24 protein-coding genes are annotated in these 23,798 nt (G+C 69.2%); 13 read left to right on the forward strand and 11 right to left on the reverse strand.

Going from position 1 to position 23,798, the window contains the following annotated elements:
• Window positions 1-281: 281 nt before the first annotated feature.
• From ACIA8G_RS12900 to ACIA8G_RS12910, 3 genes are read left to right on the forward strand one after another with little or no spacing between them, the layout of a single operon-like run.
• Window positions 282-746, forward strand: a complete 465-nt coding sequence (locus tag ACIA8G_RS12900; protein ID WP_396418701.1) for a (2Fe-2S)-binding protein — start codon at window positions 282-284, stop codon at window positions 744-746.
• Window positions 743-1,726: an FAD binding domain-containing protein gene (locus tag ACIA8G_RS12905; RefSeq protein WP_396418567.1), complete on the forward strand. Its 984-nt coding sequence runs from the start codon at window positions 743-745 to the stop codon at window positions 1,724-1,726. The genes ACIA8G_RS12900 and ACIA8G_RS12905 overlap by 4 nt, the downstream gene beginning before the upstream one ends.
• Complete coding sequence (locus ACIA8G_RS12910) at window positions 1,723-3,867, forward strand: xanthine dehydrogenase family protein molybdopterin-binding subunit (RefSeq protein WP_396418568.1); 2,145 nt, start codon at window positions 1,723-1,725, stop codon at window positions 3,865-3,867. Before ACIA8G_RS12905 ends, ACIA8G_RS12910 begins: the two co-directional genes overlap by 4 nt.
• Here the strand turns inward: ACIA8G_RS12910 and ACIA8G_RS12915 are convergent.
• From ACIA8G_RS12915 to ACIA8G_RS12950, 8 genes are all read right to left on the reverse strand, one after another.
• On the reverse strand, window positions 3,862-5,097 hold the full coding sequence (locus tag ACIA8G_RS12915; protein WP_396418569.1) for an AMP-binding protein: 1,236 nt from the start codon (window positions 5,095-5,097) through the stop codon (window positions 3,862-3,864). The two genes, ACIA8G_RS12910 and ACIA8G_RS12915, sit on opposite strands and share 6 nt — an antisense overlap.
• Window positions 5,094-6,329 (reverse strand): ABC transporter substrate-binding protein, encoded by a 1,236-nt coding sequence (locus ACIA8G_RS12920; RefSeq protein ID WP_396418570.1) that lies wholly within the window; start codon window positions 6,327-6,329, stop codon window positions 5,094-5,096. The genes ACIA8G_RS12915 and ACIA8G_RS12920 overlap by 4 nt, the downstream gene beginning before the upstream one ends.
• A complete protein-coding gene (locus tag ACIA8G_RS12925) occupies window positions 6,326-7,363 on the reverse strand; it encodes a branched-chain amino acid ABC transporter permease (protein ID WP_396418571.1) in 1,038 nt (345 codons plus the stop codon). Before ACIA8G_RS12925 ends, ACIA8G_RS12920 begins: the two co-directional genes overlap by 4 nt.
• Entirely contained in the window at window positions 7,356-8,234 is an 879-nt protein-coding gene (locus ACIA8G_RS12930; protein ID WP_396418572.1) for a branched-chain amino acid ABC transporter permease, read from the reverse strand. Before ACIA8G_RS12930 ends, ACIA8G_RS12925 begins: the two co-directional genes overlap by 8 nt.
• Window positions 8,231-8,983 carry an ABC transporter ATP-binding protein gene (locus ACIA8G_RS12935; protein ID WP_396418573.1) on the reverse strand — a complete coding sequence of 251 codons (753 nt, stop codon included), beginning with the start codon at window positions 8,981-8,983 and terminating at the stop codon, window positions 8,231-8,233. Before ACIA8G_RS12935 ends, ACIA8G_RS12930 begins: the two co-directional genes overlap by 4 nt.
• Window positions 8,983-9,735 (reverse strand): ABC transporter ATP-binding protein, encoded by a 753-nt coding sequence (locus ACIA8G_RS12940; protein WP_396418702.1) that lies wholly within the window; start codon window positions 9,733-9,735, stop codon window positions 8,983-8,985. Before ACIA8G_RS12940 ends, ACIA8G_RS12935 begins: the two co-directional genes overlap by 1 nt.
• A 78-nt stretch (window positions 9,736-9,813) precedes the next feature.
• The gene (locus ACIA8G_RS12945; protein WP_396418703.1) at window positions 9,814-10,434 is read right to left on the reverse strand and encodes a response regulator; all 621 of its coding nucleotides are present in this window, start codon (window positions 10,432-10,434) and stop codon (window positions 9,814-9,816) included.
• Window positions 10,431-11,579: a GAF domain-containing protein gene (locus ACIA8G_RS12950; protein WP_396418574.1), complete on the reverse strand. Its 1,149-nt coding sequence runs from the start codon at window positions 11,577-11,579 to the stop codon at window positions 10,431-10,433. The genes ACIA8G_RS12945 and ACIA8G_RS12950 overlap by 4 nt, the downstream gene beginning before the upstream one ends.
• Window positions 11,580-11,774: 195 nt before the next feature.
• On the opposite strand from ACIA8G_RS12950, the gene ACIA8G_RS12955 reads away from it, so the two are divergent.
• From ACIA8G_RS12955 to ACIA8G_RS12970, 4 genes are read left to right on the forward strand one after another with little or no spacing between them, the layout of a single operon-like run.
• Window positions 11,775-12,986 (forward strand): FAD-dependent monooxygenase, encoded by a 1,212-nt coding sequence (locus ACIA8G_RS12955; protein ID WP_396418575.1) that lies wholly within the window; start codon window positions 11,775-11,777, stop codon window positions 12,984-12,986.
• Window positions 12,983-13,390 (forward strand): RidA family protein, encoded by a 408-nt coding sequence (locus ACIA8G_RS12960; protein WP_396418576.1) that lies wholly within the window; start codon window positions 12,983-12,985, stop codon window positions 13,388-13,390. Before ACIA8G_RS12955 ends, ACIA8G_RS12960 begins: the two co-directional genes overlap by 4 nt.
• Before the next feature lie 17 nt (window positions 13,391-13,407).
• Window positions 13,408-14,220 (forward strand): SDR family oxidoreductase, encoded by an 813-nt coding sequence (locus ACIA8G_RS12965; protein WP_396418577.1) that lies wholly within the window; start codon window positions 13,408-13,410, stop codon window positions 14,218-14,220.
• 18 nt (window positions 14,221-14,238) lie between these two features.
• Window positions 14,239-14,805, forward strand: coding sequence for a TetR/AcrR family transcriptional regulator C-terminal domain-containing protein (locus tag ACIA8G_RS12970; protein WP_396418578.1), 567 nt, complete (start codon window positions 14,239-14,241; stop codon window positions 14,803-14,805).
• Here ACIA8G_RS12970 and ACIA8G_RS12975 read toward each other — a convergent pair.
• The 3 genes from ACIA8G_RS12975 to ACIA8G_RS12985 are packed head-to-tail and all read right to left on the reverse strand — an operon-like array spanning window position 14,802 to window position 16,965.
• Complete coding sequence (locus ACIA8G_RS12975; protein WP_396418579.1) at window positions 14,802-15,365, reverse strand: TetR/AcrR family transcriptional regulator; 564 nt, start codon at window positions 15,363-15,365, stop codon at window positions 14,802-14,804. The two genes, ACIA8G_RS12970 and ACIA8G_RS12975, sit on opposite strands and share 4 nt — an antisense overlap.
• Window positions 15,362-16,198 carry an amidohydrolase family protein gene (locus ACIA8G_RS12980; RefSeq protein ID WP_396418580.1) on the reverse strand — a complete coding sequence of 279 codons (837 nt, stop codon included), beginning with the start codon at window positions 16,196-16,198 and terminating at the stop codon, window positions 15,362-15,364. The genes ACIA8G_RS12975 and ACIA8G_RS12980 overlap by 4 nt, the downstream gene beginning before the upstream one ends.
• Complete coding sequence (locus tag ACIA8G_RS12985) at window positions 16,195-16,965, reverse strand: HpcH/HpaI aldolase/citrate lyase family protein (protein WP_396418581.1); 771 nt, start codon at window positions 16,963-16,965, stop codon at window positions 16,195-16,197. Before ACIA8G_RS12985 ends, ACIA8G_RS12980 begins: the two co-directional genes overlap by 4 nt.
• A 103-nt stretch (window positions 16,966-17,068) precedes the next feature.
• Between ACIA8G_RS12985 and ACIA8G_RS12990 the strand changes: the two genes are divergently transcribed.
• Genes ACIA8G_RS12990 through ACIA8G_RS13015 form a run of 6 tightly spaced genes read left to right on the forward strand, consistent with a single transcriptional unit; the run spans window position 17,069 to window position 23,767 of the window.
• Window positions 17,069-18,127, forward strand: a complete 1,059-nt coding sequence (locus tag ACIA8G_RS12990) for a hypothetical protein (RefSeq protein ID WP_396418582.1) — start codon at window positions 17,069-17,071, stop codon at window positions 18,125-18,127.
• Window positions 18,124-19,233: a DUF5624 domain-containing protein gene (locus tag ACIA8G_RS12995; RefSeq protein ID WP_396418583.1), complete on the forward strand. Its 1,110-nt coding sequence runs from the start codon at window positions 18,124-18,126 to the stop codon at window positions 19,231-19,233. Before ACIA8G_RS12990 ends, ACIA8G_RS12995 begins: the two co-directional genes overlap by 4 nt.
• A gap of 29 nt (window positions 19,234-19,262) precedes the next feature.
• Window positions 19,263-20,489 carry an amino acid ABC transporter substrate-binding protein gene (locus ACIA8G_RS13000; RefSeq protein ID WP_396418584.1) on the forward strand — a complete coding sequence of 409 codons (1,227 nt, stop codon included), beginning with the start codon at window positions 19,263-19,265 and terminating at the stop codon, window positions 20,487-20,489.
• Between the two features lies 1 nt (window position 20,490).
• Window positions 20,491-21,375 carry a branched-chain amino acid ABC transporter permease gene (locus ACIA8G_RS13005; protein ID WP_396418585.1) on the forward strand — a complete coding sequence of 295 codons (885 nt, stop codon included), beginning with the start codon at window positions 20,491-20,493 and terminating at the stop codon, window positions 21,373-21,375.
• Entirely contained in the window at window positions 21,372-23,054 is a 1,683-nt protein-coding gene (locus ACIA8G_RS13010) for a branched-chain amino acid ABC transporter ATP-binding protein/permease (protein ID WP_396418586.1), read from the forward strand. Before ACIA8G_RS13005 ends, ACIA8G_RS13010 begins: the two co-directional genes overlap by 4 nt.
• Window positions 23,051-23,767, forward strand: a complete 717-nt coding sequence (locus tag ACIA8G_RS13015; protein ID WP_396418587.1) for an ABC transporter ATP-binding protein — start codon at window positions 23,051-23,053, stop codon at window positions 23,765-23,767. The genes ACIA8G_RS13010 and ACIA8G_RS13015 overlap by 4 nt, the downstream gene beginning before the upstream one ends.
• The last annotated feature ends 31 nt before the right edge of the window (window positions 23,768-23,798 follow it).

Here is a 23,798-nt window from a genome sequence, read left to right on the forward strand (position 1 = left end):
CGGAGCAGTGCTGAATGTGAATTCAAGTTCTGCGAGGTTCCTGTCAGGTCCCTGAAGGCAGGGCCCGTAACGGGCGAATCGCCTGGCGAGGAATCGGATCATGAGTAACGTCGGCAGCGTTCCCAGCTGACGGAGGCGTTGTCATGGTGGCTGATTCGGAGTGGAAACGGCGGACTGTGCTGAAGGCCGGCGGCGCTGCCGCCCTCACGACAACACTGCCTGCCAGACCTGTTCACGCCGCCGAGCCATCCACAGTGGACGCAGCAGACACACCGGACACAGTGGACATCACCCTGAAGGTCAACGGGCAGAGCCACCACCTGTCCGTCGAACCGAGGGTCACCCTGCTGGACGCGTTGCGCGAGCGGCTCGACCTCACCGGCACGAAGAAGGGCTGTGACCGGGGCGAGTGCGGCGCGTGCACGGTGCTCGTGGACGGACGCCGGATCAAGTCCTGCCTGACCCTCGCCGTGATGCGGCAGAACGCGGAGATCACCACGATCGAGGGACTCGCCGAGGGCGGAAAGCTGCACCCGTTGCAGAGCGCGTTCATCCGCCGCGACGCCTTCCAGTGCGGCGGCTGCACTCCCGGCCAGATCATGTCCGGTGTCGCGTGCATCGAGGAGGGCCACACGAAGTCGGCGGACGAGATCCGCGAGTGGATGAGCGGGAACCTCTGCCGTTGCGCCTGCTACGCCAACATCGTCACCGCTGTGCAGGACGCCGCGAAGGAGCTCGGCCGATGAAGGCGTTCGAGTACGCCGGCCCACGCACCGTGGCCGACGCTGTCCAGCTGGTCGGCGAACGGCCGGGTGCCGGGTTCATCGCCGGCGGCACCGACCTGCTGAACCTCATGAAGGACGGCGCCCAGGCCCACGACCGCATCGTGGACATCAACGCGTTGCCGCTCGGCGACGTCGTGCAGACCGGCAACGTCATCCGGATCGGCGCGCTGGCCAGGATGGCGGACGTGGCCGCGCACCCGGCGGTGCGAAAGGCATTGCCCGTGGTGTCCCAGGCGTTGCTGGCGTCGGCGTCACCGCAGGTGCGCAACATGGCCGCGATCGGCGGGAACATCCTGCAGCGCACGCGCTGCGGTTACTTCCGCGACGCGGGATCCGCCTGCAACAAGAGGATTCCGGGCAGCGGCTGCCCGGCGCTGGAGGGGCAGAACCGCGGGCATGCCGTCCTCGGCGGCAGCGACCACTGCATCGCCGTGCACCCGTCCGACTTCGCCGTCGCCCTGCTGGCGCTGGACGCGGTCGTGCTGACCCAGGGCCCGGCCGGAGCGCGGCGGATCCCGATGAGCGACTTCCACGTGCTCCCCGGCACGACCCCGCAGCGGGAAACCGCGCTCGCCCACGGGGAACTGGTCGTCGGTGTGGAGGTACCCGTGACGGCGATGGCGGCGAAGTCCGGCTACCTGAAGCTCCGCGACCGGGCCACGTTCGAGTTCGCGGTGGTGGCCGTCGCAGCGGCGCTCGACCTGCGCGGCGGCGTGGTCCGCGACATCAGGCTGACGTTCGGGGGCATCGCGACCAAGCCGTGGCGATCACCGGAGGCGGAGAACGAACTGCGCGGCAAGCGCATCACGGACGAGACGCTGGCAGCGGCCGGACGAGCCCTCACCACGGGTGCGATCACCAGGCCGGGCAACGCGTTCAAGGTGGACCTCGTGCACCGGGCCCTGGCCGGGCACCTGCGTGAGCTCGGAGGCGTGCGATGAGCCAGCCAGTCGGCCGTCCGCTCGACCGGGTCGACGGCATCGCCAAGGTCACCGGCGCCGCCCGGTACGCCGCCGACCGTACGCTCCCCGGCATGCTGCACGGCGCACTCGTGCTGAGCACCATCCCGCGCGGGGTGATCACCTCGATGACCTTGCCGACGACCGCTCCCGGCGTCGTCGCGGTCTACAACCACGAGAACGCGCCGCGGCTCACCCCGGGCCGCAGCCCGCTGCCCATGCAGGACGCGACCGTGAACACCAACGGCCAGATCATCGGCTACGTGGTGGCCGAGACCCTGGAGCAGGCCCAGGACGCCGCGGCGATGGTGACCGTGACCTACGGCCAGCAGCAGGCACCGAAGACGTTCATCGACGACGCTCGCGGCGAGATCTACCTCCGTCCCGAGCAGGAACTGATCGTGGGCGATCCCCAGGCCGGGCTGGCACAGGCGGACGTCAAGGTCACCAGCCACTTCACGACCCCGACGCACCACCACAACGCGATCGAGCCGCACGCGATCGTCGCCCACTGGGAGGGCGACCGGTTCACCGCGCACGTCGCCACCCAGGGCGTCGGCGGCACCCGGCGCACCCTGGCCGGCGCGGTCGCGGTGCCCGAAGCCAACGGCCGGGTCGTCTGCGAGTACCTCGGCGGTGGGTTCGGCGGCAAGACGTCCGTCGCCGCCGGACCGTACGCGCAGTTCACCCTGGCGATCGCCAGGCTGCTCAACCGACCGCTGAAGCTCGTGCTGACCCGCGCGCAGACGTACTCCGTGATCGGCCAGCGCGCGGAGTACGAAGCGGAGGTCACCCTCGGCGCGAAGCGGGACGGCACGCTCACCGCGTTGATCCACACCGGCACCCAGCAGCTCTCGCGGGCCAGCGAGACGTTGTACAGCCCGAACCGTTCGGTACAGCGCCTCTACGCGACCCCCAACATGCACACCCGCGCCCAAGGCGTGCGGCTCGACCTGCCGACCGCCCAGTTCATGCGCGCACCGGAGGTCTGCGGCCACTTCGCGCTGGAGACCACGATGGACGAACTGAGCTACGAGCTCGGACTCGACCCGGTGGAACTCCGCCTGCGCAACTACACCGACACCAACCCGTCGACCGGGCAACCTTTCAGCAGCAAGTTCCTGCGCGAGGCGTACCTGCTGGGCCGCAACGAGTTCGGCTGGCACCGGCGCAACCCCCGGCCGGGGGTCACCCGGGACGGCAACGACTTCATCGGCTGGGGCATGGCCACCGAGATGCACGCCTACGAAGGCGGGCAGGCTGCTGCGATGGTCCGCGTCAACCCGGACGGCACCGCGCTCGCCCAGTGCGGCACCCAGGACATCGGCACCGGCACCTACACGGTCATGACCCAGGTCGCCGCTCAGGCCCTGGGCATTCCGACGGCCCAGGTCACGTTCCAGCTCGGCGACTCGAACTACCCGGCTGCGGGCACCTCCGCGTCCTCGGCGACGGTCCCGAGCGTGACCGGAGCGGTCGACAAGGCGGCGCAAGCCGTGCGCGGCGCGGTGATCCAGCTCGCGATCACCGATGAGACATCACCGCTGCACGGCCTGACACCAGAACAGGTGGTCGCCGAGCACGGGTATCTGTTCGCGGCCGCCGACCGGTCCCGCCGCGTCAGCTACCGCGACGTGGTGACGAAGCACGGCGCACCCGTCGAGAACACGGCCACCAGTTCCAACGTGGGCGGGAACAGCTGCGGGGCGGTGTTCTGCGAGGTCCGGGTCGATGCCAGGTACGGCCGGGTCCGGGTGACGAAGATGGTCGGCGCCTACGACTGCGGCCGCGTGCTCAACCGCCGGACCGCACGCAGCCAGGTGATCGGCGGCATGACGTGGGGGATCAGCACCGCGTTGATGGAGCACACGATGTACGACGGCCGCACCGCGAGGGTCACGAACCCGAACATGTCGACGTACCTCGTCGCGGTCAACGCGGACGTGCCGAACCTCCAGGTCCTGTTCGTGGACAAGCCGGACCCGGTGAGCACGGCCCTGGGCGCACGGGGCTTCGGCGAGACCCCGATGACCGGCGTCCCGGCGGCGATCGGCAACGCGATCTACCACGCCACCGGCCGCCGCGTCCGGGACCTGCCGATCACCCAGGACAAGCTGCTATAGCCGCACGACCCGCTGGAGCTTTCCGGTGGATCGCTCCAGCGTTCCGGACGGCAGGATCTCCACCGCCACGGTGACGCCGATGTCCTCCTTGATCCTGGTGATCAGGCCGGAGGAGGAGATCTCGCCGTCCGCCTCGACGCGGACCGTGAGGTGGTCCATCCTGTCCATTTTGGACAGAACCAGCTGGAAGTGGGGTGCCGCACCGGGAGTCGTGAGGACGATCTCCTCGATCTGGGTCGGGAACACGTTCACCCCGCGCAGGATGATCATGTCGTCGGTGCGGCCGGTGACCTTGGCCATCCGGCGGAACGGGGGATGAGCGGTGCCCGGCAGCAACTCCGTCAGGTCCCGCGTGCGGTACCGGATGATCGGCATGGCCTGCTTGGTGAGTGACGTGAACACCAGCTCGCCGGTACCGTCGACCGGTTGCCCGGTCGCCGGGTCGAGCACCTCCGGGTAGAAGTGGTCCTCCCAGATGTGCAGGCCGTCCTTGGTCTCCGCGCTCTCCTGCGCCACGCCGGGGCCGATCACCTCGGACAGGCCGTAGATGTCGACGGCGTCGAGCGCGACCCGGCCCTCGATCTCGGCCCGCATCTGCTCGGTCCACGGCTCGGCACCGAACACGCCGATCCGCAGCGAGCTGGCCGCCGGATCGAGGCCGGCGCGCTCGAACTCGTCGAGCAGCGTCAGCATGTACGACGGCGTGACCATGATGATGTCCGGCCGCAGGTCGGTGATCAGCCGGACCTGCCTGGCGGTCATCCCGCCGGAGGCCGGGATCACCGTGCAGCCCAGCCGTTCGGCGCCGTAGTGGGCGCCGAGACCGCCGGTGAACAGCCCGTACCCGTAGGCCACGTGCACCTTGTCGCCGGGACGCCCACCCGCGGCCCACAACGACCGGGCCATCACCTCCGACCACGTCTCGATGTCGGCCGCGGTGTAGCCGACGATGGTCGGCTGGCCCGTCGTGCCGCTGGAGGCGTGGATGCGCCGGACGTCCTCGTGCGGCACGGCGAACATGCCGTACGGGTAGGCGTCACGCAGGTCCTGCTTGGTGGTGAACGGGAACTTCGCCAGGTCGTCCAGGCTGCGGCAGTCGTCGGGATGCACTCCGGCCGCGTCGAACTTGGCCTGGTAGAGCGGCACGTTCGCGTACGCGTGCCGGAGTGTCCACTGAAGACGGTCGAGCTGGAGTGCGGCGAGCGCGTCTGTGCTCAGATCTGGGATCATTTTTCGTGGGGTGCCTTGTAGGTCTTGGCCTGGTCGGCCTCGAAGAGCTGCTGCACGTACTTCTGGCCGCCCGGCGCGGACGCGTCCGGCTGGGCCACGTAGACCTGACGGGTCGCGGGAGCGCCGGCTTTGCCGAAGTCCAGCTTCGCGACCAGGTCGCCGGTGTCGGCGGACGTCGTCCGCTGCATCGCGAAGTGGATGCCGTCGCGGGTCAGATCCTTGATGCCACAGGCTTCCTTCAGCACCGCACCCCACACCTCGGCGACGGCGTACCCGTACGGAACGCCGGCGTGCGGCGGCTCCTTGAACCCGGCCGCGGTGTACTTCGCCGCGATCTCCTTCGCCTTCGGGATGTCCGCGGAGAACGGCACGGTGCTCGCGACGATGTACATCTTGTCCAACGCGCTCGCGGCGGGACTCTGGTGCAGCACCGGGTCGAAGCTCGGGTTGTTGCCCAGGATCGGCATGTTCAGCCCGAGCGCCTTGTTCGCGGCGGCGACCGATCCGGTCTGGGTCGGCGTGGTGGTCACCAGAATCGCCTTCACGCCCTGGCCCTTGAGACCGGTGACCACGTTGGTGAGGTCGGTGTCGGTGGAAGTGATCTTGACCTCGGAGAGCTTCATGTTGTGCTGCTGGGCGTAGTACTTCGAGCCGCGCAGACCGTTCGCGCCGTACTCGCCGTCGACGTAGATGTGCCCGATCGCGTCACCATCCGCGATCATGCCCTCCTTCTGGAGGTAGCTCAGCCCGTCGATCATCTCGACGTCGTAGGTGGTGCCGACGATCATCACGTACGGGTTGCTGAGCAGCTCGGACGACCACGAGGCCGGGGTGGTGGTCAGCTTGTCGGTCTCGATGTTCTTGCCGAGCGCCGCCATGATCGGCGAACCGACCAGCTGCACCATCCCGAGCACCTTCGGTTCCAGCTGCGGGTACAGGGTCTTCGCGGTGTCGGCCTTGTAGCCGTGGTCGACGACCTCCAGCTTCACCTTCCGCCCGCAGACCCCGCCCGCCGCGTTGAAGTCCTTCACCCACAGCTCGTTGCCGTGCGTGATGGCGGTCGAGATGTTCTTGAACGGCCCGGTCTGGTCGGTCATGACGCCGAGGGTGATCTCGGTGTCGGTCACGCCGATACCGGACTTCACGTCGCCAGAGCTCGTGTCCGTCGTGTTGCCCGCTTTCGTGCTGCACGCGGTGAGCAGCAACAGCGATGCCACCAGCAATCTCTTCATCGTCTGATCTCCTTGAGTCTGCGGCCGACGGCAGCGAGCCCGCCGGGTTCGAACAGCACGACGAGCACGATGGCGGCGCCGTAGACGAAAGAACTGACCAGCACCGGCGTGATCGAACCGGTGAACCAGCCGAGGTCGGTGGAGTAGAGCGTCAGCACCTGGGGGAGGCCGAAGACGACGAGCGCGCCGACCACCGCGCCCGTCACGGAGCCGAGGCCGCCGATGATCACCATGGCCAGGAACGCGATCGACGTGTTCACGCCGTAGGTGCCGAACTCGCTCTCATCGGGTTTGAGGATGTCGAACCACAGCACCGTCATCACGCCGGCGAGGCCCGCGTACGCCGACGACACGGCGAACACCGCCGCCTTGGTGCGCGCGACGTCGACACCCATCGCGGTGGCCGCGGCCTCGTTGTCCCGCACCGCCCGCCACGACCGGCCGACCCTCGTGCGGACCGCGCCGCGCGCCAGCAGGTACGCGATCGCGAGCAGCGCGAGGAACAGGTACCAGAGTCGTTCGGCGCCGCGGATCGGCACGCCCGCGATGACGAGCTCACCCTCGTTGGAGAACGAGAACCCGAAGAGCGAGAACGCCGCCGGGGAGCGCCCGGTGGAGGTGCCGCCGGTCAGCGTCTCCCACTCCTGGCCCAGGAACAGCCCGAGGAACACCAGCGCGAGCGAGGCGACGCCCAGGTAGATCCCGCGCAGCCGACCGGCCACCGGCGCGAACGCCATCCCGGTCAACGCCGTGATGACGACCGCGCCGATCACCGCGAGCAGCGGATCCAGCCCCAGCCCGGCCAGCTTGTCGCCCGGTCCGGAAAGGACGGTGTACGACGTGGCGCCGACCAGCAGGAAGAACCCGTGTGCCAGCGACAGTTGGCCGGCCTGGCCGGTGAGCAGCGTCAGGCCGATCGCGCCGACCGCGCCGATCATCATGTACTGACCGGCCTTGAGCCACTGTGCTTCGAGGTAGAGGGGCAACGCGAGCAGCACGATCACGGCCGCGAGCCAGGCGATGCGCTTAGACACGGGTTGTCTCCCTCGTGCCGAACAACCCGGCCGGCCGTGCCACCAGCACCACGAGCATCACCAGGAAGATGGCGCTCTTGGCGAAGGCGAACGAGATGTAGTGCGTGGACAACGCGTCCACGAGACCGACGGTGATCCCGCCGACGATCGCGCCCGCCGTCGAGTCGAGGCCGCCGATGATCGCGGCCGGGAACGCGGCCAGTGCGATCGAGTGCGTGCCGCGGGACAGGCCGGAGCCGGAGAAGTCCTGGGTGGCGATGAACAGCACCGCGATTCCGGCGAGCAGCCCGGCGACCAGCCAGACCGAGGCGGTGACCCGTGCGCTGCGGATGCCGGCCAGCGCGGCGGCCTCCCGGTTCTCCGACTGCGCCCGCATGGCGATGCCCCACGACGAGTAGCGCTGGAGCAGGAAGAAGCCGGTGATCAGCACCGCCGCCACCAGCAACGCCACCAGGTGCGTGCGGAAGAGCGTGATGCCGCCGATCTGGAGAGGCTGGGCGTCCCAGGCGTCGCCGATGAACGGCAGCGAGACGCCGAGGCGCCGGACCACCTCCTCGGTGATGATCACGTCTATGCCGATGGTCAGCAGTGCGAGGCTGAACGGGTCGGCGTGCCGCGATCGGGCCAGCAGCAACCGTTCCACGGCGAGCGCCAGCAGACCGGCGCTGGCGATCCCGACGACCGCGGCGCCGGCCCAGCCGAGCGTGTCCTTGGTGACCAGCACGAGGTAGCCGCCGAAGAGCACGAGCGAGCCGTGGGCGAAGTTCACCACCTCGGTCGCCTTGAAGATCACCACGAACCCGAGCGCCAGCAGGGCGAACACCGCGCCCTTGCCGAGTCCGTTCACGAGCAGCTGCACGAAGGTCGTCACGTCGTCACCCCGAGATAGGCTTTGATCACGCCGGGATCTGTCTGCACGTCGGCAGGGGAGCCGTCGGCGATGACCCGGCCGAAGTCGAGCACCGTGACCCGGTCGGCGATGCCCATCACCAGGTCCATGTCGTGCTCCACCAGCAACACCGCGATGCCCAGGTCGGCCCGGATCTGGCCGATCGTGCCCGCGAGCTCGGCGGTCTCCTCGGTGTTCAGCCCGGCCGCGGGTTCGTCGAGCAGCAGCAACGACGGCTCGACGGCCAGAGCCCTGGCGATGTCCACCTTCTTCACGACCCCGTACGGCAGCGCGCCGACGGGCTGGTCGACGGTGTCGCCGATGCCGAGGAAGTCGCAGATCTCCCTGGCCCGCGCGGCGTGGCGGCGTTCCTCCCGGCGGGTCAGGCCGAGCCCGCCCGCCAGGAACCCGCCGCGGGTCAGCCTGTGCCGGCCGAGCAGCACGTTGTCGAGCACCGTGGAGTGCGCGGAGAGCGCGGTGTTCTGGAAGGCCCGCCCGACCCCCAGGCGGGCGAGCCGGTGCGGCCGGACCTTGGTCAGGTCCTGCTCACCGAGCCGGACCGTGCCGGAGGTCGGCCGGTAGAGACCGCTGATCACGTTGAAGCAGCTGGACTTCCCGGCGCCGTTCGGTCCGATCAACGCGTGCAGCGAGCCGGGGGAGACGGTGAACGAGACCTCGTCGAGCGCGATCAACCCGCCGAATCTCAGCGTCACTTTCTCGACGTGCAGCATCACGACCACCTGGCCAGCGAACGGCGCTCGTGCGCGGGGACACCGAGGTAGTGGTGGTGCACGTGGTCGGCGATCTCGGCCGACGGCCCGGACGCCGCGACGTTGCCCACGTTCAGCACGACCGCGTGGTCGGCGACCTCGAGTGCCATCGTGGCGTTCTGCTCGACGAGCACGACGGCCGTGCCCTGGGCGTGGATCTCCCTGATGGTCTCGCCGATCCGCTCGACCATCTTGGGCGCGAGGCCCAGCGACGGTTCGTCGAGCAGCAGCAGCTTCGGGCTCGACATCAACGCCCGGCCGATGGCGAGCATCTGCTGCTCACCACCGGAGAGCAGGCCGGCCTTCTGAGCGGCGCGGTCGGCGAGCACGGGGAAGAGCGCGTGCACCCGCCGCCCAGCCGCTGCCCGGTCCGCCGCAGACCGGGCAGCGACCCCTCCTGCACGGAGGTTTTCGGCGACGGTCATCCGACCGAAGATCTGGCGTCCCTCAGGAACTCCGACGACCCCGAGCCGCACGATCTCGGCGGGGTCGAGCCGGTCGGTCCTGGTGTCTCCATAGTGGACTGTTCCGGCGATCACCGAACCACGGTGCAGCCGCAGCGTTCCCGAGATCGAACGGAGCAAAGTGGACTTTCCCGCGCCGTTCGTGCCGAGCACCGCCAGCACGCCGTCACCGGGAACATCGAGATCCACGCCGTGCAGCGCCGTCACCGAACGGCCGTAGCGCACCCGCAGATTCCGGACTGTCAGCACCGACATCCCTCCGCTCCTGTCGGCCGACAGTCTGCGGAGAACCTGGCGTGCGTTCACACCCCCAGGTGGAGACGTTCCTTATAACAACCCGGCTTCGCTGGCCTTGCCGATCGCCTCGACCCTGTTGCGGGCGCCCAGCTTGTGCAGAGCGGACTGCAGGTAGGTCTTCACGGTGTTGCGGGTGAGGCCGGTCGACTCGGCGATCTCGGGGTTCGTGCGGCCCTGGGCGGCGTGGCGGAGCACCTCGTACTCGCGGCGGGTCAACCCGCTGCGTGCCAACGCTTCCGAGCGCTGGGCGTGGTGCGGCGCGATCCGCGGATCGATGACGCGTTCGCCGCGCAGCACCTGCCGCAGTGCCGCCATCAGGTCGGTGCCCGCGACGTCCTTGACCAGAGCGCCGTTCGCCCCCGCCTCCAGCGACGTCGTGATGCCGTGGTGGTCGGCGTGCGCGGTGAACACGACGATCTTGCCGGGCGGGTGGACCTTGCGCAGCTCCGCTATCACCTCGGGCGCCAGCATGTCCGGCAGCCGCAGGTCGAGCAGGACGAGGTCGGGCTTGAGCTGGGTGATCCGCTCGATCGCGGCCCGGCCGGACTCGGCGGACCCGATGATCCGCAGGGTCGGATCGCTCTGCAGGAGCAGTGTCACGCCGTCGCGCACGACCGGGTGGTCGTCCACCACGAACACGCTCGCCGTCATCGAGGCAGCCACCCGCGCAGTGTGCAGCCTCCGTCGTCATCGCGCACCAGACTCACCTGCCCGCCCAGCCGCACCGCACGTTCGGCGAGCGTCCTGATGCCCAGGCCGCTGCCGGGGGTGCCGGCCGCGTCTCCCGTGCCGTCGTCGGCGACGACCACGTGCACACCACCGTCCTCGCACGAGCCGAGACTGACGATCACCGACTGGGGATTGGCGTGTTTCTCGATGTTCAGCAGGCCTTCGCGAACCACCGCCACGAGCAACGCCGTGCGTTCGGCGTCGAGCGGCGCCACGTTGCCGAGCTGCACGAACCGCGCGGGCACGCCGGAGCGCGCCTCGAACGACCGGACGTACTCGGCGATCTCCACCGGTAGCGCCCGTTCCGGCGTCGTGTCGGCCATCACGAGCAACGACTCGCGCAGGGCGTTGGACGCCGCGGAGACGTCGCACTCGAGCCGCCGCAGCCTGTCCGCCATCGCGGGATTGTCCTCAATGGACCGGTGCAGATCGCGGACCTGGACGCCGATCAGGAACAGCATCGCGCCGACGGAGTCGTGCAGGGCGCTCTGCATGCGCTGCCGTTCGGCCGCGACCGCATCGGTTTCGCGCGCCTCGGTCGCCTCGGCGATGCGCAACGCGGTGGCGGCCTGCCCGGCGATCTCGTGCATCCGGTCGACCGCGAAGTCGCCGAACGAGGCCGACTTGCGCATGGCGGCGTAGGCGATGGCCAGCGTCCGGCCGTCCCGGTCGATGATCGGCACCGTGAGCATCCCGCCGATGCCTTCGTGCCGCACCTGGGCGTCGAAGTGGTGGGTGATCGAGGACGAGCTGATGTAGTCGGTGACCCGCTGGGCCGTGCCGGTCGCGAGCACGCGGCCGCCGATGCCCTGGCCGATCGGCACGACGAGGTTCTGCAGCTGGTCGGTCCTGGTGCCGGACATCCACCTGACCACGGCCCGGTCCGGGGTCTCCATGTCGGCGACGAACCCGGAGTCGGCACCCACCATGTTCCTGATCAACCTGGCCGTGCCGTGCAGGGCGACCACCCGGTCCATGACGGTGAGGAGGCCGTCGCGCTCGCGCAACAACTCGTCGAGCGCCGTCAGACGTTCGGCGACCCGGTCTGCAGCTCGCTCGGCGGTCACCCGGTGACCTTCGCACATCGGGGTTCGAACACGGTATCTCCAGGTGGAGAGGCTGCGGTGACGGCCGGTCCACCCAGCGTAGCGCATGAAAATGAATTCGGATTCATCGCCGCGCCTCCCGGTCCGGTTGACACTTGGTCACTGACCAAGTTTACTGGAGTTGGTCAGTGACCAAGTCTGGTTGGGGAGGTCGACGTGCAGGGCACAAGAGTCCTGATCTCGGGAGCGAGCATCGCCGGGCCGTCGCTCGCGTTCTGGCTGGCGCGCTACGGGGCCGAAGTGACGGTCGTCGAACTGGCGCCGGAACTGCGCAGCGGCGGGCAGTTGGTCGACGTCCGGGGCAGGGCCGCGCACGAGGTGCTGGCCAGGTCCGGCCTCGGGGAAGCGGTGCGGGCGGCGACCACGGCGGCGGACGGCCTGTCCCTGGTGGGCGCGGACGGTCGCCGGCAGGCGTCGACGCGAGCGGGCGACCAAGGCGGAAACGGGGCGGTCGTGGAGATCGAGATCCTGCGTGGCGCGCTGTCCGGGGTGTTCTACGACGCGACGTGCGCCGACGTCGAGTACGTGTTCGGGGACAGGATCACCGCCCTGGACGAACAGCCGGACGGCGTGCACGTCGCGTTCGAACGGGCGCAGGAGCGGGCGTTCGACGTCGTGATCGGCGCGGACGGCCTGCACTCCGGTGTGCGGCGGCTGCTGTTCGGGCCGGTCGCGTTGCGGCACCTGGGCATGTACCTGTCGTTCTGGACCGCCGAGAACCACCTCGGGCTGCGGAACTGGACCGAGGTCTACTCCGAACCCGGCCGCACGGTCGGCATGCGGGCGATCCACGACAACAACGCGGTGATGGCGTTCACGGCCTTCACCTCGGAGGCGTTCGCCTACGACTACCGCGATCTCGACGCGCTCAAGACCGTGGTCCGCTGCAAGCAGGCCGGCATGGGCTGGGAGGCCGGGCGGATGCTCGCCGGGCTGGACCAGGCGACCGACTTCTACTTCGACTCGGCCAGCCAGGTGCTGCTGCCCGCCTGGTCGCGCGGCCGCGTCGGCCTGGTCGGCGACGCCGCCTACAGCGCATCACCGTTGTCCGGCCACGGCACGACCATCGCGCTCGTCGGCGCGTACGTCCTCGCCGGTGAGCTGGCCCGCGCCGACGGCGATCACGCGGCCGGGCTCCGTGCTTACGAAGCGCGGCTGCGGCCGTGGATCGAGCAGGTCCAGCGGTTCGGCCAGGGCAACGGCGCGGCCATGGCCCCCAGGACGTGGCTGGGGATTCTGGCCCGCCGGGCGGTGCTGCGCGGCCTGGAACTCCTGCCGGCCGCCGACTTCGCGATGCGCGGCCAGGTTCAGCTGTCCAACCGGTTCGAACTGCCCGACTACGAACTCCTTGAGAGGCAACGACGATGACCGTGGAGCACATCGACCCGCCCGAGCTGGCACCGCCGGTGCTCGGCATCTACCACCACATCGCCATCGGCCGCGGCTCCGCCGTCGTCGCGATTGCCGGCCAGATCGCCGTCGACGCCGAAGGCGAGCTCGTCGGCGAGGGAGACCACGCCGCCCAGGCCGAGCAGGCGTTCCAGAACCTGAAAGTCGCGCTGGAGGCCGCCGGCTGCGGTCCCGCCGGCCTGCTCAAGTACACCGTGCACGTCGTCGGTCACCGGCCAGAGCTGGTCGGCCCGATCTTCGCGGCCGGCCGCCGGGTCTTCGGCGCCGACTGGCCGCGCACTGCCAGCACATTCCTCGGCGTAGAGGCGCTCGGCGCGCCTGAGTGGCTCATCGAGATCGACGCCTTCGCCGTCATTCCGTGAACGAGAGGAAGATCATCATGTCCAAGACGTGGTTCATCACAGGCGCTTCGAAGGGCTTCGGTCGCGAGTGGACGGAGGCCGCGCTCGACCGCGGTGACCGGGTCGCCGCGATCAGCCGATCCACCGGCGCCTTCGACGACCTGGTCGCCCAGTACCCCGACGCCCTGCTGCCGATCCAGCTCGACGTCACCGACCGCGGCGCGGTGTTCAAGGCCGTGCAGCAGGCGATCGACCACTTCGGCGCGCTCGACGTGGTCGTCAACAACGCCGGCTACGGCCTGTTCGGCATGGTCGAGGAGGTGTCCGAGCAACAGGCCCGCGACCAGGTCGACGTCAACCTCTACGGGCCGCTGTGGGTGACTCAGGCCGTGCTGCCGCACCTGCGCGAGCGCGGATCAGGGCACATCATCCAGGTGTCGTCGATCGCGGGCGTCTTCTCGTTGCCGGGCCTGGGGATCTACCACGCGTCGAAGTTCGGCCTGGAGGGGTTCACCGCGAGCCTCGCCGCCGAGGTGAAGGACTTCGGCATCAAGGTCACGCTGGTCGAGCCCGCCGGGTACGCCACCGACTGGGCCGGACCGTCCGCGGTGCAGGCCGAGCGGTCCCCGGTCTACGACGACTTCCGCGCGGCCATGGCCCGGCCGTCGGGCAGGCGCGGCGACCCCGGGGCCACGCGTGAGGCGATCCTGAAGGTCGTCGACGCCGAGCAGCCGCCGTTGCGGATCTTCTTCGGTGAGGGGCCGCTGGCCGTGATCACGAAGGAGTACGAGGCCAGGCTGGACGAGTGGCGGCGCTGGGACGACGTGTCCAGGGCAGCGTTCGGCGTCTGACTTCGTAGGATTCCGGCCATGCGCTGGACCCAGGACGACGTCATCTCGGCCGCCTTCGCCACCCTCGAACGCGAGGGACTCGAAGGGTTGTCGCTGCGGGGAGTGGCACGCACGCTCGGGTCGCACCTCAACTCGGTCAGCCACTACGTCAGGACCAAGCAGAGCCTGATCGAGACCATGGCGGACGCGATCATCGGCGAGGTCGGCGTCGACGACCTGCCCGCAGATCCGGTCGGCCGGGTCCGGGTGGTGATCGGCCGGTACCGGGCGGCGATGCTCGCCCACCGGGACGGCGGCAGGCTGGTCGCGGGCACGTTCACCGGCACCGGCAACACCTTCCGGGTCGCGGAGGCGATCGTCGGTGCGCTGCTCGAGGCCGGGCACGCGGAACCGGAGGCCGCCCGGCTGTGCTGGGCGCTCGTCTACTTCAGCCTCGGCCTCACCCAGGAGGAGCAGACGAGTCCGGGCACGATCACCGCCGATTTCAGCGGCTACCCGGCACTGGCCAAGGTCGGCTCGCCGCTGATGAACGACTCCTTCGACGCCCGGTTCGACTACGGCGTGGCGAGGCTGCTCGGGAGTTAGTGGGTCATGCCGCCGTAGATGAACGCCGCGAGCGCGTCCTCGTCGGCCTTGGTCGTGCCGAGGTGCAGCGCGTTGTAGCAGTAGAGCTCCAGCAGGCTGATGATCATCAACGCGATTCCCGCCGCGTCGGCGACCGGCCTGCCGAAGCGGGCGCGCGTCTCGGCGACGTGGTCGCGCCAGATCTTCAGGTCGGCGTCCCTGATCTGCTCGCGGACCAGGGCGAACCGCGGGTCGGACGCGGCCGCCTCGTAGATCGCGACCATCTCCGGCAGGTAGTCGCGGTAGGTCTGGCAGTACGCCTGGACGTGCTTGCGGACGTCTTCCTCCGTCGTCATGGTGTGGTGATCACCGGACGAGTGCACGACGTGCGAGCGCCGTGCTGCGAGGAAGTCGTCGGCGAGTGCCTTGAGCAGGGCCGACTTGGACTCGAAGTACCGGTAGATCCCGCCGGCGGCCCTGCCCGCCTCCTCGGTGATGTCGGTGATCTTCGTGAGGGTGTAGCCCTGCCTCGCGAACACCCGGCGCGCGGCCTGTTTGAAGTCCTCCGCCGCCCTGGTCACGAGAAGAACAGCTCCTCGGGGGAGTCGACGAGGATCCGCCGCAGGTCGGCGGGCGTCCAGCGGGGGAGCAGGTTGAGCAGTTCGCCGGTGTCGCGCTGGCCGTTGGGCAGGTGCGGCCAGTCCGAACCCCACAGCAGCCGGTCGGGCCGTGCGTCGGCCAGCGCCTGCGCCAGGGGTTCCACAGTGGACAGGGGCAGGTTCTTGGCGAGCCGGTACGCGCCGGACAGCTTGATCCAGCAGTTGCCCTGGGCGAGCAGCGCCAGCAGCTCCACCGTGTCGAGGCCGTATCCCATGTGGTCGACGACGTACGGCACGTGCAGGCGCGGCAGGAAGTTCAGCAGGCGTTCGAGGACCGCGCCCGGCGTGTAGAACTGCAGGTGCCAGCCTCGGGGGCGGGCACGCGCCGCCATCTGCTCGATGTAGTCGATCAGCGCGGGTACCGGCCAGCCGGCGCGGGCGAAGAGGTCGAGCCGGATGGCGCGCACGCCCAGCTCGTGGAACCGGTCCAGTTCGGCGCCGGTCATGTCGTCCTCGATGCGCACGACCGCGCGGCACCGGTCGCCCAGCTTCTCCAGCACGTCGAGGGTGAGGCTGTTGTCGTTGCCGTAGAAGGTCGGCTGGACCAGGACCATCCGCTCGATGCCCAGGAACCGGGTGACGGCGAGGTACTGCTCGAGCGTGGCGTCCGGGAACGTGTACTGCGGGTCGTCGACGTGGGGGTAACCGGCCTCGAACACGTGGAAGTGCGTGTCGCAGCTGCCCGGCGGGACGACGAACGTGGGCTTGGTGTTGCTGTCCGCCGGTCGCATCGGCGTGGTCTGCGCGATCGTCACGCGAACTCCTTCAGGATCAGTCCGGCGCGCGCGGACGTGCCGGAATACAGCAGATCGGTGTCGGTGCCGGTCATGAACAGCGGGCAGACGCCCAGGGGGAGCAGCGACTTCAGCAGCTCGAGGTCGCCGACGCCGCCGAGCTGTAGCAACTTGCCGTGCGCGCGGCACGACTCGGCCACCGTGGCGACGTGATCGGCGATGTACCGGTAGTCGCCGGGAAAGCCCAGCTCGGCGGTGAGGTCGTTCGCGCCGATGCCGAGCATGTCGACGCCGTCGATCGCGGCTATCTCGTCCGAGCCGGCGATGCCGTCCGGGGTCTCGACGAGGATCTGCACGATCGTCGTGTCGTCGAGCCACGGGTTGAGCTCGGTCGCGGGGGTCGGGCGCAGGTCCAGCGCGGGGACCATCGAGAGCTGAGATCGCTGCCCGCGCGGCGGGAACCGGCAGGCACGGGCGACGGTCCGGGCTTCCAGTGCCGTGTCGACGCGGGGGGCCACGATGCCCTGCGCCCCGCAGTCGAGGAGCCGGCCGATCGCGCCGTACTCCCGCTCCTGGACCCGCACGAACGGTGTCAGCCCCAGGTCGGCGGCGGTCGCGGCGAGCTGGGCGGCGACGTCCAGCGGCATCGTGGAGTGCTCCAGGTCGATCATCACCGCGTGGTGACCGGTCGCCCTGGCGATCCGCACGACGTCCGGGGTCCGGGCGCTGCGGATCGACAGCATCAGCGTCGGCCTGCCCTCGTGCAGCCGCTGCAGGAACGAGCTCACCTGTCGCCTCCCGATCGTTGCTTGCGTCACAGCCGTGGCCGACGCTACCGTGAAAATGAATTCAGATTCAACACTCAGTCCCCAACGTCGAACGAGGTGGCGCGTGTCTCTTCTGACCGAGCTGTGGCGGATACCCACGTCGGGCGCCCGCGGCGTCACGCCGTTCACCATCGGTGACCAGGAGTTCCTGGCGATCCCGCAGCTCGCGATGGACGCCGAGGGCACCCCGCCGGGCATGAACGGCGGCGACAGCGTCACGGACCTCCTGGTGCTCCTCCGCGAGGCGGACGGCTACACCGAGTACCAGCGCATCCCCGCACCGGGCGGGGAGGACGCCGAGGTCTTCAGCATCGGCGGCGAGGTCTTCCTGGCCGCCGCGAGCATCAGGACCGGATGCGGGCCGTACGAGTACGCGATCAACTCGGTGATCCACCGCTGGGACGGCGAGAAGTTCCTGCCCTTCCAGGAGATCCCGACATACGCGGCCAAGCAGTGGAAGCACTTCGCGATCGGCGACCGGGACTTCCTCGCCCTAGCGCAGGGCGTCGCCGTGCGGCCGGAGGAGAACCGGGCATCGGTGATCTTCGAGTGGAACGGCACCGAGTTCGTGCCGTTCCAGGTGATCGACTCGCAGTGGTCCTACAACTGGCACCACTTCGTGGCCGGCGACGAGCACTACCTGGCGCACGCGGACCACGTCGTGCGCTCGGTGTTGTTCCGCTGGAACGGCGACCGGTTCGTGGAACACCAGACCCTGGCGAGGTCCGGCGGACGGGCGTTCGCGACCTTCCACGCGGACGGCCGGCTCTACCTCGCGGTCGCGGTGATCGACAACGACTCGCTGCTCTACCGCTGGGACAACGGTGTGTTCACGCTGCACCAGGTCCTCGACGGTCCCGGCGGCCGGGAGTGGGCGGTGTTCGGGCGTCACCTGATCCGCGTCAACTTCATCACCGGTCCACGCGAGAACCCGGTCACGCGGCTCGCCTCGCAGATCTACGAGTGGAACGGCGAGGAGCTGACCGTCGCCGAGACTTTCCCGACCTCGGGCGGCACGGCCGTGTCCGTGTACGGCGTCGAACCGCTGGTCGCCATCTCCAACAGCCTCACCGAGGACGTCCGGTTCCGCACCGACACAGTGATCTACCGGTGGACGCCATGACCAGCCCTGAGCTCGTTGCCTTGTTCGAGACCTACACCGGCGGTTCGGACACCATCGGTGTGCGTCTGGCGCAGGCCCACCGCGACCTCGCCAAGGACGACCCGCTGATCGTCGCGACCGGGCGGGACATCGCGCTGTTCCCCGGCTCCGGGTGGCCGCCGGAGGTCGAGAGCTTCCGGCTCGGCGCCCGCGGCTTCAAGGAGCTGACCGCGATCTCGCACCTCGGACCGGCGGTCGGCTCGCTCGTGATGATCCGCGAGATGCGCGGTGACGACGCGTGGCGGCGCGACGGCGAGCAGCTGCTGGCCGACGTGCAGAAGGCCCGCGAGGCCAACAGCGCCGGTCTGTGGCAGGACGTGCTGGCGGTGGACGCGTTCCGCGGCATGGAGCAGCAGATCGCGGACATGGTCGACTACTCGTGCGCGGTCACCACGAGATATCTCAAGCGTGCACTGTCCGAAGAGGACTACCTGTCGGCGGAGACGCTGCACCGGGACTACCTCGAGGGCACCCCCGTCCCCATCAACCACATGATGGTGGCGACGTTCTTCCTGGCCGGCATGGACGCCGCGCACCGGGTGCTGCGGTGGCTCGACGAGTGGGACCTCGACTGGCCGAACGCGATGGTGCTCATCGCGGGCAGGCAGGGCAGGCCGACCGCGGGCGTCACCTGGAACACCAGCAGCGTCGCCACGTTCATCCTCGGCGCCGCCCGCGGCAAGCTCCCGCTCGAACGGCTTTACATGGCACCACACGCACCCGTGTTCGACACTCCCGTCAACGGCGACGTCTCGCACGTGGCGGCGATGGAGACCGGACTGCGCACGCTCTGGTCCAGCATCAGGGCGACCGTCGAGCTCGGCGGCACGATGTTCCCGGGTCACCCCCGCTTCGAACCCGACGGCCACACCACGTCCGTCATCCACTCAGCGAACGACTTCGAGGCCCTCGTCGGCAGGCTGCGCCTGGTGCTCGAGGACCCGCGCCAGCTGTTGTCCGCCGCAGTCACCGACTTCGCCGTGGAACAGCTGGTGGCCAACGACAACGACCCGGCGAAGGTCATCGTGCCGGGCCTCACCGGCGTGCACTACCCAGCCCAGAACTGATCTGCACAGCCCTGACTGGAGAACCCCTCATGCAACGGCGCATCCCAGAACTCAGCAGGCGCACCTTCCTCCTCGGCTCCGGTGCCGTCCTCCTGACCGCGTGCAACGCCGGAACATCCGGCACAGGAGGCAGCACCGGCCCACTCCGGATCGGCGCGTCGCTGCCGCTGACCGGACCGGTCGCGGACGTGTCCAAACCCGGCTACCAGGGCTACCAGGCCTGGCAGAAGAAGATCAACGCGGCCGGCGGCCTGCTCGGCAGGCAGGTCGAGTTCGTCGTGCTCGACGACGGCTTCGACCAGAACACCGTGGTGGCCAACTACAACCGGCTGATCAGCCAGGACCGGGTGGACCTGCTGCTCGGCACGTTCTCGTCGTTCCTCAACCTGCCGGCGTCCACGATCGCCGAGCGGCACGGCATGCTCTACATCGAACCGTCCGGCGGCGCGGCGGAGATCTTCGAACGAGGCCTCAAGAAGCTCTTCTTCGCCCAGCCGGGCACGACCAAGGACGTGCCGGACCGGTTCGTGGACTACCTCACGAAGCTCCCGGCCGACGAGCGCCCGAAGACCGCCGCGTACTCGACGCAGAACGACCCGAGCGCGGACGTGGTGGTGCAGATCTTCCAGCAGAAGTTCGAGGCGCTCGGGATCCGCACGGTCCACAGCTCGAACTACCCGGCGGACACGGCGAACTTCGACGCGATGGCCTCGACGATCGCGCAGGCCGCACCGGACCTCGTGGTGCACGGCGCGGTGGCCGCGGACGGCGTCGGCATGATCAGGTCGTTCCAGAAGGTCGGGTTCAGCCCGAAGTTCCTGTTCCAGACCAAGTCGCCGTCCGACCCGCTGACGTTCCCCGACGGCATCGGCAAGAACAACACCGAGGGCATCTTCACCACGGCCGCCTGGCACCCGAAGGCCAAGACGCCGGGCAACGCCGAGTTCGTCGAGGCGTACAAGGCCCAGTTCAACGAGGAACCGACCGAGGACGGGGCCTCGTCCTACACGGCGACCCAGGTGCTGGAGGCCGGGGTGAAGGCCGTCGGGAAGATCGACCAGGACGCCATCGCGCAGTGGCTGCACGCCAACTCCGTGCCGACGGTCTCCGGGACGCTGGCGTGGGACGAGCGCGGGGTGCCGAAGGCGTCGATGTTGCTGGTGCAGTGGCAGAAGGGCCAGATCGAGGTGGTCGCGCCGGCCGAGGCGGCGACAACGCAGAACGTCGTCCGCCCGAAGCCCGGATGGGCGGGCTGACGTGATCACGTTCCTGCAGTCGCTCGTGTTCGGGCTGCTCGTCGGCGGTGTGTACGCACTGGCGTCGTCCGGCCTCTCGCTGATCTTCGGCGTGATGCGGATCGTGAACCTCGCGCACGGCGGCCTGATGGTCGCCGCCGCGTTCCTCACCTACACCATCTGGGACTCCACCGGGCTGGATCCGTTCCTGGCGATCCCGCTGGTGTGCACGGTCCTGTTCGCCGTCGGATGCGTGCTCTACCAAGGGGTCATGCGGTTCGCCTGGCGCGGCGGTGAGGCGTCGATCATCCTGGCCACGCTGGCTCTGGCGATGATCATCGAGGGCGTGCTCGCACTGGTGTGGGGCGCCGAGCCGCACAACGTGACACCGTCCTACGTGAACTCCGCGTTCCGGGTCGGGCCGATCGTGTTCCCGACCGTGCAGGCGATCGGATTTGTCGTCGCGTGCGTGCTGCTCGGTGCGTTGTACCTGCTGCTCAACGGAACCTGGCTCGGCAGGGGAGTGCGCGCCGCGGCGGCGAACCCGACAGGGGCGACCCTGACCGGCATCCGCGTCGAGCGGGTCAACGTCGCGACGTACGCGATCGGGGTCGCGCTGACCGGCGCGGCCGGGTCGATCGTGGCGGTGCTGGCGCCGTTCACGCCGGACTCGGGTGACCGGTGGATCGGCATCGGCCTCGCGATCGTCGTGCTGGGCGGCATGGGCAGCCTCGCCGGTGGACTTGCCGGCGCGTTGCTCTTCGGCATCGCGGAGACCATGACCACGACCTACCTCTCCACCGCCTGGGCCACAGCCGTGCCGTTCGTGGTGATCATCGTCGTGCTGCTGGTCCGTCCACAGGGGATCTTCGGCCGTGCGGTCCGAAGGGACGTGATGGCGGTATGAAAAAGCTCCTTCCGCTGGCCGCACTGGTGGTGGCGTGCGTGCCGCCGTTCTTCGTGGACAGCTACTACCAGAACATGCTGATCATGGTGTTCCTGCTGGCGATCATGGCCAGCGGGTGGAACATCATGGGCGGCTACACCGGGTACATCTCGTTGGGGCAGAGCGCTTTCCTCGGTCTCGGTGCGTACACCACGGGCATTCTCGCCAACGCCTGGGAGATCTCGCCCTTCCTCACCGCGCCGCTCGGCGGGGTCGCCGCGGGTGTGCTGGCGGCGTTGCTCGGCCTGCTGACCGCACGGGCGAGGGGCACGGTGTTCATCATCGTGACGTTCGCACTGCTGGCTCTGCTCGGAATCGTTGCGGTCAACTGGTCTTCGCTGACCAACGGCAGCCACGGCCTGGTGCTGGCGATCCCGACGTGGGACGCCGCCTACGCCAACTGGCCGTTCTACTACGTGCTGCTCGGGCTGCTTGCCTTGACCGTCCTGATGTCGTGGGCGATCCGCCGGAGCAAGTTCGGGATCGGCCTGCTGGCGATCCGCGACGACGAGGAGAAGGCCGCGGGACTCGGCATCAACACCCCGCGCCACAAGCTGCTCGCGTTCGTCGCCAGCAGCGTGCCGATCGGCGTCGCGGGCGGGATCTACGGCTACTACCTGTCGTTCCTGGACCCGCGGGCGATGTTCACCGTCGTCGCGAGCATCACCCTGGTCCTCGCGGCACTGCTCGGCGGTGCCGGCACGCTGTGGGGCCCGGTGCTCGGAGCCCTGCTGGTCGAGCCGTTCTCCCAGTGGACCAACCAGCAGTTCACCGGACCCGACGCGGGTGCGTGGCGGCTGGTGCTGTTCGGTGGCGTGCTGCTGCTCGTCGTGCTGTTCCTGCCCCACGGCATCCTGCCGGAGATCCAGAAACGCCTGAAGCGGACGCCCATGACCGCGCCGGTCGGCAAGCGCCTCGAGAACCTGCCGGTCGCCGAACCCGTCGGTCCGCGGACGATCGGTCCGGCGTTGCTGGAGGTCACCGACCTGCACAAGAGCTTCGGCGGACTGCGGGTGCTCGACGGGTGCTCGTTCGACGTCAGGCGCGGCTCGATCACCGGTCTGATCGGCCCGAACGGCTCCGGCAAGACCACGGTGTTCAACCTGATCCACGGCACGCTGCGCGCCGACTCCGGCACGATCTCGTTGCCGGGTGCCAGGCTCGCGCGGACCTACCAGCTGACCCGGCTCTTCCCGCGCCTGACCGTGCGGGAGAACCTGCTCGCCGGCGCCCGCCGGCCGGAGAAAGCCGAGGAACTGCTGGACTTCATCGGTCTCGCCGACTACGCCGACAAACTCGCCGGAAGCCTCTCCTACGGCCAGCAGAAGCTCGTCGAACTCGCGCAGGTGCTGATGCTCGACCCGGACCTCGTGCTGCTCGACGAACCGGCCGGCGGCATCAACCCGACCCAGATCGAGCAGATGGCGGGCCTGATCAGGCAACTCAACTCGTCCGGGACCACCTTCCTGATCGTGGAGCACAACATGCCACTGGTGCTGAGCCTGTGCGACGAGGTGCACGTGCTGGCGGGCGGCCACCGGATCGCGTCCGGCACACCGCAGCAGATCCAGCAGGACCCGCTGGTGCTGGACGCCTACCTGGGTGCCGACTTCCGCGAGTTGCACGGGACGAACTCATGATCACCATCGAGGGTGTGTTCGCCGGCTACGGCTCGGGAGACGTGCTGCAGGGCCTGGACCTCTCCGTGGAAGAGGGCTCGGTGACGTGCATCGTCGGGCCCAACGGTGCCGGGAAGTCGACGGTGCTGCGGACGATCAGCGGGCTGCTGAAGCCGCGGCTCGGCCGGATCCGGCTGGGGGAGAAGGTGATCAGCGGCCTCCACCCGGCCGACGTGCTGACCGCCGGCGTGGTGCAGGTGCCGCAGCAGAACGGGCTGTTCCCGGCGATGACCGTGCGGGAGAACGTCCTGCTCGGCGGGTACGTGCGGCGGCGCGACAAGGAGTTGTTGCGCCGCAGGTATGACGAGCTGTCCGAGATGTTCCCGATCGTCGGCGAACGGGCCTCCGATCCTGCCGGCAACCTGTCCGGCGGGCAGCGCCGCATGGTGGAGTTCGCCCGCGCGTTGATGATCGACCCGTGGGTGGTGCTGCTCGACGAACCGTCGCTCGGGCTGGATCCGCGGTCGCTCGGGCTGGTCAACGAGTCGGTCGCGGCCATGCGGTCGGCCGGGATGACGGTGTTGCTGGTGGAGCAGAACGTGCGGTTCGGGCTCGGGCTGGCGACCCACGGCGTGGTCATGGAGAGCGGCCGGGTGCTGCTCACGGACACCGCCGAGGGACTGCTGGCCAACCAGGAGATCGGCGAGCTGTTCCTCGGCGGTGTGCCGGGCTAGTGGTGTGGCCCGGCCCGTTGGCGGGTGATTC

The organism is Lentzea sp. NPDC051213 (assembly GCF_044455585.1).
GTDB lineage: Bacteria > Actinomycetota > Actinomycetes > Mycobacteriales > Pseudonocardiaceae > Lentzea.